Origin of the sequence: Caballeronia sp. GAFFF1, assembly GCF_023630705.1 — a bacterium.
In the GTDB taxonomy this organism is placed as follows: domain Bacteria; phylum Pseudomonadota; class Gammaproteobacteria; order Burkholderiales; family Burkholderiaceae; genus Caballeronia.
Window position 1 is genome coordinate 140,110 of record NZ_JALQEM010000041.1, and the last position, 13,828, is coordinate 153,937.

Annotated in this window: 11 protein-coding genes and 1 pseudogene; 3 read left to right on the forward strand and 9 right to left on the reverse strand. The window is 61.7% G+C overall.

Going from position 1 to position 13,828, the window contains the following annotated elements:
- Position 1: 1 nt before the first annotated feature.
- Both NCR37_RS26000 and NCR37_RS26005 read left to right on the forward strand, forming a co-directional pair.
- Positions 2-1,543, forward strand: a complete 1,542-nt coding sequence (locus NCR37_RS26000) for an amidase (RefSeq protein WP_250475685.1) — start codon at positions 2-4, stop codon at positions 1,541-1,543.
- A 914-nt stretch (positions 1,544-2,457) separates the two neighbouring features.
- The gene (locus tag NCR37_RS26005) at positions 2,458-4,845 is read left to right on the forward strand and encodes a phosphocholine-specific phospholipase C (RefSeq protein ID WP_250475686.1); all 2,388 of its coding nucleotides are present in this window, start codon (positions 2,458-2,460) and stop codon (positions 4,843-4,845) included.
- Between the two features lie 111 nt (positions 4,846-4,956).
- Here NCR37_RS26005 and NCR37_RS26010 read toward each other — a convergent pair whose 3' ends face one another.
- The 6 genes from NCR37_RS26010 to NCR37_RS26035 all read right to left on the reverse strand — a co-directional run bounded on the left by NCR37_RS26010 (position 4,957) and on the right by NCR37_RS26035 (position 10,977).
- Positions 4,957-6,696, reverse strand: a complete 1,740-nt coding sequence (locus NCR37_RS26010; RefSeq protein ID WP_248324015.1) for an ABC transporter substrate-binding protein — start codon at positions 6,694-6,696, stop codon at positions 4,957-4,959.
- Between the two features lie 102 nt (positions 6,697-6,798).
- On the reverse strand, positions 6,799-7,080 hold the full coding sequence (locus NCR37_RS26015) for a DUF2160 domain-containing protein (RefSeq protein WP_175942871.1): 282 nt from the start codon (positions 7,078-7,080) through the stop codon (positions 6,799-6,801).
- Entirely contained in the window at positions 7,080-7,892 is an 813-nt protein-coding gene (locus NCR37_RS26020; protein ID WP_250475687.1) for a carbohydrate ABC transporter permease, read from the reverse strand. Before NCR37_RS26020 ends, NCR37_RS26015 begins: the two co-directional genes overlap by 1 nt.
- Positions 7,882-8,778 carry a carbohydrate ABC transporter permease gene (locus tag NCR37_RS26025; RefSeq protein ID WP_250475688.1) on the reverse strand — a complete coding sequence of 299 codons (897 nt, stop codon included), beginning with the start codon at positions 8,776-8,778 and terminating at the stop codon, positions 7,882-7,884. The genes NCR37_RS26020 and NCR37_RS26025 overlap by 11 nt, the downstream gene beginning before the upstream one ends.
- The gene (locus NCR37_RS26030; protein ID WP_250475689.1) at positions 8,775-9,899 is read right to left on the reverse strand and encodes an ABC transporter ATP-binding protein; all 1,125 of its coding nucleotides are present in this window, start codon (positions 9,897-9,899) and stop codon (positions 8,775-8,777) included. The genes NCR37_RS26025 and NCR37_RS26030 overlap by 4 nt, the downstream gene beginning before the upstream one ends.
- Positions 9,886-10,977 carry an ABC transporter ATP-binding protein gene (locus NCR37_RS26035; protein WP_250475690.1) on the reverse strand — a complete coding sequence of 364 codons (1,092 nt, stop codon included), beginning with the start codon at positions 10,975-10,977 and terminating at the stop codon, positions 9,886-9,888. Before NCR37_RS26035 ends, NCR37_RS26030 begins: the two co-directional genes overlap by 14 nt.
- 270 nt (positions 10,978-11,247) lie before the next feature.
- On the opposite strand from NCR37_RS26035, the pseudogene NCR37_RS26040 reads away from it, so the two are divergent.
- Positions 11,248-11,534, forward strand: a pseudogene (locus NCR37_RS26040) (M81 family metallopeptidase); the annotation flags it as partial.
- Between the two features lie 243 nt (positions 11,535-11,777).
- Here NCR37_RS26040 and NCR37_RS26045 read toward each other — a convergent pair.
- The 3 genes from NCR37_RS26045 to NCR37_RS26055 all read right to left on the reverse strand — a co-directional run bounded on the left by NCR37_RS26045 (position 11,778) and on the right by NCR37_RS26055 (position 13,800).
- The gene (locus NCR37_RS26045; protein WP_250475691.1) at positions 11,778-12,470 is read right to left on the reverse strand and encodes an HAD family hydrolase; all 693 of its coding nucleotides are present in this window, start codon (positions 12,468-12,470) and stop codon (positions 11,778-11,780) included.
- A gap of 121 nt (positions 12,471-12,591) precedes the next feature.
- Positions 12,592-12,840 (reverse strand): hypothetical protein, encoded by a 249-nt coding sequence (locus NCR37_RS26050; protein WP_250475993.1) that lies wholly within the window; start codon positions 12,838-12,840, stop codon positions 12,592-12,594.
- Positions 12,841-13,500: 660 nt separating this feature from the next.
- Positions 13,501-13,800, reverse strand: a complete 300-nt coding sequence (locus NCR37_RS26055) for a DUF4148 domain-containing protein (protein WP_250475692.1) — start codon at positions 13,798-13,800, stop codon at positions 13,501-13,503.
- Positions 13,801-13,828 lie beyond the last annotated feature (28 nt).

The window sequence follows — 13,828 nt, forward strand, 5'->3', positions numbered from 1 at the left end:
AATGGAACAACGCAGCGCAATCGACGTCGATCTCGCGACCCTCACGGTCGATGCCGTGCAGGACGGATTCAGGACCGGCCGGTTCACGGCGGAAGAACTGGCGCGTGCCTGCTTCGACTGGATTGAACGTCATAACGATAGGTATAACGCGCTGATCTTCCTGAATCCCGCCGCGATCGACGACGCGCGCAGAATCGATGAGCGGCGCGCCGCCGGCGAAGCATTGGGACCGCTCGCGGGCGTGCCGGTCGTCATCAAGGACCCGATGGACATGGTCGGCTTTCCGACCACGGCGGGATGGTCGAAGCTGTACAGCAAGACGGGCGGAATCGACCTGATGCCCGAGCGCGACGCGCCGGTTATCGCGCGCATGCGCCGCGCGGGCGCGGTTCTGCTCGGCAAGACCAACGTCCCAATTCTGAGTCACACCGGATCGCATGCCAACGACAGCTGGGCGGGTCCGACGATCAATGTCGCGATGCCCGACCGCGTGCCGGGCGGCAGCAGCGCGGGAACGGCGGCGGCGGTGGCGTCGGGCATGGCGGTGCTCGGACTCGCCGAGGAGACCGGCGGGTCCATCCAGAACCCCGCATCGGCGCAGGACCTCGTCGGCATCAAGCCGACCATCGGGCTGGTGCCGAACGCGGGCGTGATGCCGCTGTCGGGCAATCGCGACGTCGTCGGGCCGATCGCGCGCAACGTGAGGGATGCGGCGCTGTGTCTCGACGTGATCGCCGGTTACACGAGCGAAGACCCGAAGACGCTCGCCGGCGTCGGCCGGCAACCGGAAGGCGGCTATGCGTCGGCGCTAAACCGGGAAGCGCTGCAGGGCAAGCGCATCGGTCTGTACGGTCCCGGCTGGCGCAACCAGCCGCTTTCTGACGAGGCGGCGGCGCTGTACGAGCGCGTGAAGGGCGAGCTCGTATCGCTCGGCGCGACGCTGATCGACGATCCTTTTCGCGGCTCCGGCTTTGCCGAACTGCGCAGGCCAACTCCGCCGCTGCGCAATTTCGACGCGCGCGGTCTCGAATCCATCCCCTACGACGTCGAGAAGTACCTGGAGCGCCTGGGCAAGCATGCTTCCATCAAGAGCTTCGCGGAATTCGCGGAGATTACGAAGGACGAGGACGCTTTCGCACCCAACGGCGTGTTGAACTTCATGCACAGCCTGGCGGACTTCAACGCCGCGCTGGCGAACCCGTCGCGGCCGCCGGAGATGCCTGAATTTATCGCACTGAAGGCGCGTTATCTGCGCATCTTCGAGCGCGTGTTCGACGAGCAGCGGCTCGATGCCCTCGTCTTTCCGCAGATGCGGTGCGAGCTTCCGCCGTTGCACGGAAAGGACACCATTCAGGAGACAACCGTGGGGGAGATCAACATCGCGGGTGTGCCGGGTATCGCGGTTCCCGCCGGTTACTACGAGTCGGGCTCGCCGTTCGGGCTGATCTTTGTAGGTCGACAGTGGGACGAAGCAGCGCTATTAGGGCTCGCCTACGCCTATGAGCACGGCGCGGGCAAGCGGAAGCCGCCAGTGCTTGGCTGAAGTCCCGGCTCGCCGTCCGACGCGTCAACGCGCCGAAACAAACGGAACGTGTGACGCGCGAGGTAGTGGAACGCGTCGGCATGCTGTCGCATCGTGACGCGATCACCGCGCTGATGGCGCGTAGTCGGTGCGACTGACGCGGCGCCGCATCGATTCGTCGGCAGTGTCGATGAGCGGCGAAGGGTGCGACGACAGCACGCCTCGTTGCGATGGCGCAGTATGTGTTCGAAGTCCCGCGATGCGGGGCTCGCTTATCGACAGCAGCGCGGTCGTCTATTGAGCGGCAAAGATACGTGCGCGACTTAAGAGGCTCCCGCCCGTATTTGCCATGCTCCTAGTGCGTTCATTTGACATAATCTATATTAACGTCGATTCGTTTTTTAGCGGCTATATCCTAATGTCGTGTTCTGGCTATTTACAGATGTCGGGTTTGAACCGGTGGCAGGCTTGCAGCTGATCGTTTCGCGGAGCTCGCCATGTCACCGAACCCACCTGTGAGCTTGACCATGCGCGAATGGGACAGACTGAAGGTTATCGAGGCGGTCGTCGAGGCGGGTTTGAAGCCTGGACGCGCGACGCATGCGCTCGTCTTGCCACCGCATGCTAAAGGCGTTTGTAAGCAAGTGAAACAAATCCGCGCCGACACCGTCCCGTCATGTCCACCTCCTATATTCGTCAGTCGCCGCATACGGCAATTGCAACACCGCCGATTGCGCGTGTAGAACAACACGTCCTTTGAACTTCCACGAGCGGGGTCTCGGCAGGCTGTCTTTTCTGTCGGCGGCATTGAGCATGGCGTGCGTCCGGTGCGTGCGCATCGGACGTGACAAGCCAGGCCGTGTCGTCGCGAGGATCGGCTGCGGGAGGCGATCGAAGGTTTCGAGGATCAGTAGAAAAGAAGGAGCACTTGCCCCGTGAACTCCCGTCGCAAATTTCTTCAGAGCACGGCCACTGCCGGCCTCTCGGCCGCTGCCCTGAGCGTCTTTCCCCCGAGCATCCGCCGCGCGCTCGCGATACCCGCGCATCACGAAACCGGCACGATCAAGGACGTCAAGCACGTCGTCATTCTGATGATGGAGAACCGCGCGTTCGACCATTATTTCGGCACCTATAAGGGCGTGCGCGGCTACGGCGATCGCTTCACGATCCCGCTGCCGGACGGCCGCAACGTGTGGCAGCAGATCGACGCGAACGGCAGCATCGACCTCCCCTATCATCTCGATGAAACCAAGGGCAACGCGCAGCGCGTCGCCGGCACGCCGCATAGCTGGGTCGACACGCAGAACGCGTGGGATGGCGGCCGCATGGCGGCGTGGCCGGTATCGAAGAAGAACCAGACGATGGGTTACTTCGACACCGCTGAGATCCCGTTCCAGCGCGCGCTGGCCGAAGCCTTCACGCTCTGCGACGACTATCACTGCGCGTTTCTCGGCGGCACGCATCCGAACCGCATCATTCACGCGACGGGCACGCACGGTCCCGCATACGGCAAGACCTTCGTGAACAACTTCAACGGCGACTTCGACGTGACCACGTCCGCCTCCGCGTACTTCGACTGGAAAACGACAGCCGAGCGTCTCGAAGAAGCGGGCGTCACGTGGAAGGTCTATCAGAACATCAAGAACACGTACGGCTGCAATCCCCTGCTCGGCTTCAAGCAGTTTCGCAAGGCCAACGAGGCGCTGCCCGTGGCGCGTCAGGTCAACACGTCGCTGACGCAGGCCGCCGAGCCGGCCTTCGATCCCGCCGATGCCCTCGCCCAGCCGCTCATCAAGGGCTATGCGAACACGCTGCCGACCACGGACACCGATCCGAACACCAACGGCACGTTCGTCGAGGCTTTCGCAGCCGATGTGAAAAACGGCCGCCTGCCGGAAGTCTCGTGGGTGATTCCGACCGACGTCTACTCCGAGCACCCGGGGCCGTCGAGCCCGGTGCAGGGCGCGTGGTTCGTGCAGCAATTCCTCGATGCGCTGACCGCCGTGCCCGATGTTTGGAGCAAGACCGTGCTGCTCGTCAACTTCGACGAGAACGATGGCTTCTTCGATCACGTGCCTCCGGCCGCGGCGCCGTCGCCGAACGGCGATGGCACTTACGCGGGCAAGACCACGCTGAACGGCGCGGACCTGAGCGCCGAATATTTCACGCATCCGTATGTGACTCGTGCCGACACCGGCGCGCAGCCGAACAGCCAGCCGCCCGGCCCCGACGGCAAGCCTTACGGACCCGGCCCGCGCGTGCCGCTGTGGGTAATCTCGCCGTGGAGCCGCGGCGGTTGGGTCAACTCGCAGACCTTCGACCACACATCGGTGCTGCGCTTTCTCGAAGCGCGCTTCGGCATCAAGGAGAGCAACATCTCGCCGTATCGACGGATGATCAATGGCGATCTGACGACGGCCTTCAACTTCGCCTCGCCGAACAACGAGCCGCTGCCGAGCATCGCGGGCGAAAGAAGCAAGGCCGACGCCGATGCGCTGCGCGCCACGCAGCAGGCACTCGGACAGATCGTGCCCGATGCGAACCGTGGCATGCCGAAGCAGGCTAGCGGCTTTCGTCCGTCGCGTGCGTTGCCGTATGAACTGCACGCCAGTGCTCATGTCGATGCAAACTCCGGCGCCATCTGCTTGTTGTTCGCCAACACCGGCCGCCAGGGCGCCGTCTTCCACGTGTACGACAAGCTGCACCTCGACCGCTTGCCGAAGCGTTATGCGGTCGAGCCGGGCAAGACGCTCGACGATGTATGGACTCCGACCTCGACGGATCAGGGACGGTACGACCTATGGGTGCTCGGCCCGAACGGTTTTCACCGTGAGTTCAAGGGCGAGTTGGCCACGCAGCACGGTCATAGAGGCGTCAATCTGGAAGTACGAGTCGGCTACGGCTTACTGTCCGGGACGCTGCATCTGCAACTGCGCAACGATGGCGCAGGTCCGGCGCAATTCACCGTGAAGTCGAACAAGGTCTACGGCGCATTGCAGGCGTTTCCGGGTCTGCCGCTTCCGGGCTTCGGGCGCAATCCGATCGGCTTTGGCGGCTTCCCTGCGCCGGGCTTTGGCGCATGGCCTGTGCCCGCGCCTTTCGGCCGTGACGACGCGCTCGTCGCGGGCAATACGTGGACCATCAGCACGAACGGGGCACTGCCTGCCGCCCTGTTCTGGAACGTCGCCCAGACTGGCTACTGGTATGACTTCGAGATCACCAGCGCCACGGACCGCAGCTTCTTCCGGCGCATCGCGGGACGGATGGAGACCGGCCGTCATTCGGTGACTGACCCGGCGATGGGCATGGTCGATACCTTCTGAAGCAGAGGACGATGCGCCGGTTGTGAGGCCGGCGCATCGCGTTTGTCGATAGCCGCTGAAGCGCGGCTTGCCAGCGGCCCTGTGCAGAAGACCGCCGAGCACCGCAAATCACTAACGCACCTTGCCCGCCTTCCAGGCTGACAGCAGTTGCTCATACTTCACTGTTTCGCCCTTCGGTTTCTCATTGTCAAGCCGCTTCCAGGGCGCGTGCTGGTCTGACAGCCACTTGGACGGATCGCTCTGCGGATTCAGTTCCGGCGCGCAAACCTTCATTCCGGCTCGCTGCAAACGGGCCAACACCTGATCCATTTCTTTCGCGAGGTTGTCCATTGCAGCCTGCGGAGTCTTTTCACCCGCGACCGCGGTGCCCACGTTCTTCCACCAGAGCTGCGCCATCTTCGGATAATCAGGCACGTTGTTGCCGGTCGGCGTCCACGCGACGCGCGCCGGACTGCGATAGAACTCGATCAGACCGCCGTACTTGTCCGCGTTTTTCGTGAAGTAGTCGCTATGAATATCGGAGTCGCGAATGAACGTGAGACCGACAATCGACTTCTTGAGCGACACGCTCTTCGACGTGACGAACTGCGCGTACAGCCATGCGGCGGCTCGCTGCTTTGGCGGCGTCGACTTGAAGAACGTCCACGAACCGACATCCTGATAGCCGTTCTGCATGCCGTCCTTCCAGTAAGCGCCGTGCGGCGACGGCGCCATGCGCCACTTCGGCGTGCCGTCCGCATTCGTGACGTTGCCCGGCTTGAGCATGGACGCCGTGAACGCGGTGTACCAGAACACCTGTTGCGCAATACGGCCTTGCGCGGGCACCGGGCCAGCCTCGCTGAAGGTCATGCCCGACGCTTCCGGCGGCGCATATTTCTTGAGCCAGTCGATGTATTTGGTCGTCGCGTAGACTGCTGCCGGACTGTTGGTGCCGCCGCCGCGCGACACCGACGCACCCACCGGATGACAGCCGTCGGGCGTCACGCGAATGCCCCATTCGTCGACGGGCATGCCGTTCGGAATGCCCTTGTCGGCTGCGCCGGCCATGGAAAGCCATGCGTCCGTGAAGCGCCAGCCGAGCGATGGGTCTTTCTTGCCGTAATCCATATGGCCGTAAACTTTCTCTCCGTCGATGTTTTTCACATCGTTCGTGAAGAACTCGGCGATGTCTTCGTACGCGGACCAGTTGACCGGCACGCCGAGATCGTAGCCATACTTGGCCTTGAACTTGTCCTGCAGATCCTTGCGTGCGAACCAGTCCGCGCGGAACCAGTAGAGATTCGCGAATTGTTGGTCGGGAAGCTGATAGAGCTTCTTGTCAGGCGCAGTCGTAAAGCTTGTGCCGATGAAGTCTTTCAGGTCGAGACCGGGGTTCGTGTATTCCTTGCCCTCCCCTGCCATGTAATCCGACAGCGGAACGATGACGCCATAGCGATAGTGCGTTCCGATCAGGTCGGAGTCGGAAATCCAGCCGTCGTAGATGCTTTGCCCGGATTGCATGGAGGTCTGCAATTTCTCGACGACGTCGCCTTCCTGAATGATGTCGTGCTTCACCTGAATGCCGGTGATCTCACTGAACGCGGCAGCAAGCGTCTTGGATTCGTAGGTATGCGTGTCGATGGTTTCCGACACGACATGAATCTCCTTGACGCCCTGCGATTTGAGTTTCGCAGCGGTGTCGATGAACCATTTCATCTCGTCCATCTGCTGCTGTTTCGAAAGCGTGCTCGGTTGAAACTCGCTGTCCACCCATTTCTGCGCCTCGGGCGTGCCCGCGAGCGCCTGATTCGCGAAGGCACCTGACACGATGCTCGCCAATGCCAGCGTGACGATCCGTCTCCTCTGATGCATGGTGTTCTCCTGTTTCTTCCGTGCCCCTTCGACCGTGTCGGCGCCCGCTGGGGGCATCAGCGGAGCCGGCAGTTGTCCGTCTTCATCGCATGCGTCCGTTTCCTAGCCCTTCCACATGATCGCGAGCAGTATCAGCACGGAGGCCGCGAAGCCCGGCCAGGAACTGGCGCCCTCGTCGCTGATTGCGAGCCACGCGAGATTGATATACGCGGCAGTCAACAGGCCGATGAACAGGCGATCACCGCGAGTCGTCGGGATAGGCAGAAAGCCCTTGCGTTCATGAGTTGGCGAGCGCAGTTCCCATACGGTCATGCCGCCCAGCATCACGACGATGCAGGCGAAGAAGATCGCCACCTCGGGGGTCCAGTACATCCACGTGAACATCACACTCTCCCCATCGCGAAGCCTTTCGCGATGTAGTTGCGCACGAAGTAGATCACCAGCGCGCCGGGAACGATGGTCAGCACGCCCGCCGCGGACAATACGCCCCAATCCATGCCGGCCGCCGACACGGTCCGCGTCATCACGGCAGCGATAGGTTTCGCGTTGACCGAAGTCAGCGTGCGCGCGAGCAGCAGTTCGACCCAGCTGAACATGAAGCAGAAAAAAGCGGTGACGCCGACGCCCGACTTGATGAGCGGCAGAAAGATCTTCACGAAGAAGGCGGGAAACGTATAACCGTCTATGTACGCGGTTTCGTCTATCTCTCGGGAGACGCCCGACATGAAACCTTCGAGAATCCACACAGCAAGGGGCACATTGAACAGCATGTGCGCGAGTGCGACGGCAATGTACGTGTCGGTCAGGCCGACGCTTGAATACAACTGGAAGAATGGCAGCAAGAACACGGCGGGCGGCGTCATGCGGTTGGTCAGCAGCCAGAAGAACATGTGCTTGTCGCCGAGAAAGCGATATCGCGAGAACGCGTACGCGGCAGGCAATGCGACCAACACCGACATCACCGTGTTCATTAGCACGTAGATGATCGAATTGATGTAGCCCCAGTACCACGAAGGATCGGTGAAGATCACCTTGTAGTTCGCTAGCGTCGCGTGCTGCGGCAGCGTGGCGAACGTCGACATGGTTTCCTCGTTCGTGCGCAGCGAGATGGAAACCATCCAGTAAAGCGGAATGAGCGCGAAAAGCACATAGACGACGAGCATCGATGTCCGCATCCAGCGGCGCTTATCCTGCATGGTCGGCTCCTTGCGCGGCGGATTCGCCTTTGCCTACGCGGCTCATCCAGCTATAGAGAATGAAGCAAAGCAGCAGAATGATCAGGAAATAGATCAGCGAGAAAGCCGCCGCCGGTCCGAGGTCGAACTGACCGACCGCTTTCTGAGTCAGATACTGACTGAGGAATGTCGTGGAATTGCCGGGACCGCCGCCTGTCAGCACGAACGGCTCGGTGTAGATCATGAAGCTGTCCATGAAGCGCAACAGCACGGCGATCATCAGCACGCCGCGCATCTTCGGCAGTTCGATGTAGCGGAATACCGCGAAGCGGCTCGCCCCATCTATTTCCGCGGCCTGATAGAAGGCGTCCGGAATCGCGCGCAAGCCCGCATAGCACAGCAGCGCGACGAGCGGCGTCCAGTGCCAGATGTCCATCACAAAGACGGTGATCCATGCGGCTGTGGGACTCGCCGTGTAGTTATAGTCGAAGCCGAGACTATTCAGCCAGTAGCCGAGCAGTCCGATATCCGGGCGCCCGAAGATCTGCCAGATCGTGCCCACCACGTTCCATGGAATCAGCAACGGCATGGCAAGCACGATGAGCGTGGCCGATGCCCGCCATCCGGTAGCCGGCATCGACAATGCGAGACCCACCCCCAATGGAATCTCGAACAGCAGAACGCATGCGGAGAATATGACCTGTCTACCGAGCGCCTCGCGCAAATCCGGATCGGTCATGATGTTGCGAAACCATTCCGTACCGACGAACACATGCTGGGTCGGCCCGATGATGTCCTGCACCGAATAATTGACCACCGTCATCAGCGGCAGAATCGCGGAGAACGCGACGCAGATGAACACCGGAATGACCAGCAACCATGCCTTTTGATTGACGGGCTTGTTCATCGCGCGGCCCCTTCAGGAATGCGTGTTTCGATTCTCTCGTCGTTGCAGAAGAACACAGTTTCAGGCGCGATGAGATGCAGCCAGGCGGGGCCGTCGACAACCTTCAGATGCGGCTCGAGCTTCGCATTGAATACATGGCCGTCGCATTGCAAGGTGACCAGTTGATAGTTGCCGAGCTGTTGCGCGCGCAGCACGTGCGCGGCGACTGCGCCGGCTTCTCCTTCCTGCGAGAGGCGGACGAACTCCGGGCGAATCCCCAGCTTGAGCGCGCCGCTTGACTGCTGATGCGCGGCCTGTAGCGTCGCAAGCGTGCCGGCGTCGAGCGGCAAACGCTGCGAGCCGATTCTTGCGCCGTCGGAGTCGATCTCGATCGGACACAGGTTCATGCCCGGACTGCCGATGAAATAGCCTACAAAAGCGTGATCCGGCCGCAGAAAGAGCGCATCGGCTCCTCCCTTCTGAACGATGCGGCCATTCGTCATGACCACGACTTCGTCGGCGAAGGTCAGCGCTTCTACCTGATCGTGCGTCACGTAGATCAGTGTGAGCTTGAGTTGCTGATGAATTTTCTTCAGCTGACGGCGCAGCATCCACTTCATCGCGGGGTCGATCACGGTCAACGGTTCGTCGAAGAGAATCGCCGCGACGTCCTTGCGCACGAGGCCGCGCCCGAGCGAGATTTTCTGTTTGGCATCGGCGGCAAGATTGCTCGCCTTGAGCGGCAGGTCGCGCGTCATATCGAGGATGTCCGCGACTTCGTGCACGCGCTTCCTGACCTCGGCGTCCGGCAGCTTGCGATTACGCAGCGGAAACGCGAGGTTCTCGTAGACGGTCATCGTGTCGTAGACCACGGGGAACTGGAACACCTGGGCGATGTTGCGCTGACGTGCGCCGAGCGCCGTCACGTCGCGTCCGTCGAATAACACCTTGCCCTCGGACGGCCTGACGAGCCCCGACACGATATTCAGTAGCGTGGTCTTGCCGCACCCCGATGGACCGAGCAACGCATAAGCGCCGCCGTCATCCCAGACCATGCTCATGGGTTGTAGCGCGTAGTCGTCACGCGTCGCGGGACCTGGTCCATAAGCGTGCGCGAGATTCGTGAACTCAATGCGCGCCATGAGCTGCCTCCGGGCTGGACACCAGTCGGGTATCCGCACCGAACACGAACAGTTCTCGCGGGTCGATGAAAACGTCGAGTTGCGTGCCGAGTTCGATCTGATGCACGCCCTGTAACTGCGCAACCAGATTGACCGCGCCGGTCAGCGTGCGCAAATGCAGGTACGTTTCCGAGCCGCTCAGTTCAGCGAGTTCGAGCCGGCAGGGAACGGCGATCGCATGAGAGGCCTTTGCCTGAAGACGCAGATGCCCCGGCCGGATGCCGATGCGGCACGCGCCGTTCACAGCGTCCGCGTGCTGGACCGGCACCTCCACGCCGATCGGCAGACGCGCGCGGCCGTTGCCGCAGTCGCTCGTCAGCATGTTCATCGGCGGGTCGTTGAACACAGCCGCAGCCGCCACGTTGATCGGGGCGTTATAGACATCGAGCGTGGCGCCGAACTGCAGTATTCGGCCCTTATCGACGATCGCCGTATAGCCGCCCAGCAATAACGCTTCGAGAGGTTCGGTGGTCGCGTACACGACGGTGGTATTGCCGTCGGCGAAGAGCGTAGTCAGTTCCATGCGCAATTCCTCGCGCAGCTTGTAATCGAGATTGACGAGCGGCTCGTCGAGCAGCACCAGCGACGTACGCTTCACGAGTGCACGCGCGAGCGCGCAGCGCTGCTGTTGTCCGCCTGACAGTTCGCCGGGCCGCCGCTCCAACAAATGATCGATATGCAATTTGCCCGCGACTTCCTGCACGCGCCGGCGGATTTCGGCAGCGTCGGTTTTTTGCAGGCGCAAAGGCGAGGCGATGTTCTCGAATACCGTCATCGCCGGGTAATTGATGAACTGCTGATAGACCATCGCGAGATTGCGCTGGCGCACGCTGACGCCTGTCACATCGTGACCGTCGACGAGCACTCGGCCGTCGCTCGGCCTGTCGAGACCCGCCATGACGCGCATCAGCGTGGTTTTACCGGCCTGCGTGGGTCCGAGAAGCACATTGATGGCGCCTGGGACGAGGCGCAAATCCACGCCGTACAGATGCGGTTGCCCGCCAGAAACGACACTGACTCGCTCCAGTTCCAGGACCAAATCGCTCTCCTTTGCGGCGTGCGCGACGCCAGTCGCAGAGGCGGGGCTTCAAGGCGTCGATTGGATTTCGCTTGGATTACGTGTAGCAGCCAGAATGTCCCTTTTGTTGGATTTCGTTTAAATCGGGGTAAACCTTACGACAGGAAGAAAGGGAGAGTACGGTCGGCGGGCAGAGGAACGGTTTGGCGTGTCAAACGCACGATCATTCGTGGATGTCGTTGACACGCGGCATTCCGCAGACGTGGCCGGACGGGCGAGTTTCGGATGCCCGCTGGCCGCGCGGCCGAACGTGAAGACGGCGTGCTGGCCGTGTTGGTGTTATCGGCCTTCTCGCTCGCGGATATCGCTGAGCCTTGCATCGGCGTCGTGGTGGTGGCGAACGGCGTGCGAGCGAAGGCGCAAGGGGTGGCGAACCGCATCGCCCGGCAATACGGGACGCGCGCGAGAACTCCGTCTATCGCAGCGCGCCGCTTGCGCAGTCGGTGTCGGAGGGCGCCGCGCTTTTGCGGGAACCGCATGGGCCTGTGCTTCTGCTCGATTACGGCGATAACTGCATGTTGGACAGAACGTCGCGTGTGCCTGGGCTACAAACCCGACGGGCAGAGTGTCGGGAAAATACTTAAAGGCGAGGTGCGCCTCGATGAGCAAACCGTTGAACTGCTCGTCCCACATGTTGCTTGCTTCCCAAAAGTCTTTCGATTCCATATTCCGCCACAGCGGTTGATATTTAGGATATTGAAGTATTTGGTACGGGGCATCGCGAACTGCACAATGCTGCCCGCCTCTACTCGTGAAGACGCTTAGCCAGCGGCGTTATGCACCGACTCGCCGGATGTCGAAGGACCGGCTAGATCGAAACAGGCAAGCATCGCGCCCGGGCCGGGATAGATGACGCTGCAGCCCGCTTCGCGCAGACTCGACTCGGTGAACCCGCCCGACAGGAAGCCGATGCAACTCATGCCCGCCGCGCGCGCCGCCTGCGCATCGTATGGACTGTCGCCAATCGCAACGGCCTCCGAACCCTCGACGCCAAGCTTCTCCAGCACGGCTTCGAAAATATCGGGCGCGGGCTTGGAGGCTTCCGCGTCGTCGGATGATGTCGATGCATCGAGAAGGTCGGTAATCCCCGCTAGATCAAGATACACGTCGAGCTCCCGCTTCTTGGCAGATGACGCCACGGCTACCTTCAGCCCCGCTTTACGAACCCGCGCGATCAGGTCAGGTACGCATGAGAATGGCCGAACCATTGGCAGATAGTGCGATCGGAAGTGGTCGGCGCGCCATTTCTCGAGCGCTTCGCCATGATCCTGCTGCTCGGCGTCTGAAAGAAACACTGGAATGAGCTTGTCGCCTCCCTTGCCGATCTGACTGCGGGCCTGTTCGAACGTCACCTGATGGCCAAAGTGTGCAAAAGCCTCCTGCCAGGCGCGCGCATGGAGATCGACCGAGTCGACCAGAGTGCCATCGATATCGAAAATCGCAGCTTTGAGCATGAAACGTTGTCTCCGACGTAAGTACGTTGGGTTTCCGGGCGTCGCCAGCGCCCCGCATCCGGTACAGGATGCCGACGCCGCGAGTTTGCTCGCATCTATGCGGATGCTGTCATTGCCAGCATCATGTCAGCCGCCGCGTGATTGCTGCGCGCGCTTCGTGAAACTCGGCCGTGCCGTGGCTCGCCTCGCCGGGCAGCACGACCCGCTTGTCTGCGAAGCGATCGAAGGTTTGCGCGAAATCGGGCGCATCTAGCGCGGGCAGCCGCTCCGCCGATGCGCCGATGCGCTCGGGCGACTCGCGCCGCGCCGGTTGCCCATGCGCCGCGTTCATGTTCCCGGCTTGCGCGAACGCATCCATAGTCGTTTCCAAGAAAAGGGCGGACGACCGTCGGGCGAGCAAGCGCCACGCCCGGCGTCGGGTGTTGCTCTAGTACTGAGCGGCTGCAAGAGGCTTCGGCATGCGGCACCCCGGTGGCACGCTCGTCGAGCGATGGTCTCGCATTTACGGGCAGCATGACGACATCGCCGGACCGTTGAGGGCGTCATGAGCATTCCGAGCTCAGTGACTCGAAAAGCGCATCGCTGTCGGGCTCCCTACCTCGTTTTGAGTGGCTCGCGAAACGAGGACGACCAGCAAGGCGATGGACATAGGCAGACACTGCGGGAACGTCGGGATGCTGGAACGGCGTGCTCAACCAGCGATTGGCCAACAAGGCGATAGGAATATCAGCGAGGCCATAGTGCCCGCCGGCGACGAACGAGGCGGTGCGGTCGGCGCCTCGGCCAATCCACGTTGTACATCACATCCAGGCCTTCGCCGACCTCACCCGAGTCGGCTTCTTGACTAGCCGCGCTGATTTCGATTGTCGAATACCGTGAATGCAAAAAAGCCCGGGACGATCGGTGCCGGGCAAGCCATCGGCTTTGCCGGTGGCGGAGGTGTCGAAAAGCGAACCGGCCGTCTGTCGCGTCCGACAGCGGCCGATGTTATTAGCGCGTCAGTCGCGCGCTTTTGCTGTCGCGGCCGCGATTAGTGGCCAAAATAGACGGGTGCAACGCTGTTGCCGGTGTGTGCCGGGCTGCCCGAAGCCGACGAGCCGTCAGCGACACCGCCGTAGCTGGTCTGCCCGTTCTGAGCCGCAACCTTTGCTTCAGCAGCCTGGATTTGCGCCGGATACGTCGCGCGATCCATGGCAGGATTGTAGCCAGCACGTTCGAGTTGGATCAGTTCGGCTTTCACTTGGGCGCGCGTCACCGGTTGGCTTTGAGCGAACGACGAAGCTGCCGGAATAGCCAGCGCAGCGGCGATGATGATAGTGGCGATTTTCATGATGCTTACCTCCAGTCTTTGTTTCCGC

Excerpts from the sequence above, each read along its gene's own strand:
- NCR37_RS26000 (WP_250475685.1), top strand. The coding sequence starts at position 2 with ATGGAACAACGCAGCGCAATCGACGTCGATCTCGCGACCCTCACGGTC.
- NCR37_RS26010 (WP_248324015.1), bottom strand. The coding sequence starts at position 6,696 with ATGCATCAGAGGAGACGGATCGTCACGCTGGCATTGGCGAGCATCGTG.
- NCR37_RS26015 (WP_175942871.1), bottom strand. The coding sequence starts at position 7,080 with ATGTTCACGTGGATGTACTGGACCCCCGAGGTGGCGATCTTCTTCGCC.
- NCR37_RS26020 (WP_250475687.1), bottom strand. The coding sequence starts at position 7,892 with ATGCAGGATAAGCGCCGCTGGATGCGGACATCGATGCTCGTCGTCTAT.
- NCR37_RS26025 (WP_250475688.1), bottom strand. The coding sequence starts at position 8,778 with ATGAACAAGCCCGTCAATCAAAAGGCATGGTTGCTGGTCATTCCGGTG.
- NCR37_RS26030 (WP_250475689.1), bottom strand. The coding sequence starts at position 9,899 with ATGGCGCGCATTGAGTTCACGAATCTCGCGCACGCTTATGGACCAGGT.
- NCR37_RS26045 (WP_250475691.1), bottom strand. The coding sequence starts at position 12,470 with ATGCTCAAAGCTGCGATTTTCGATATCGATGGCACTCTGGTCGACTCG.
- NCR37_RS26055 (WP_250475692.1), bottom strand. The coding sequence starts at position 13,800 with ATGAAAATCGCCACTATCATCATCGCCGCTGCGCTGGCTATTCCGGCA.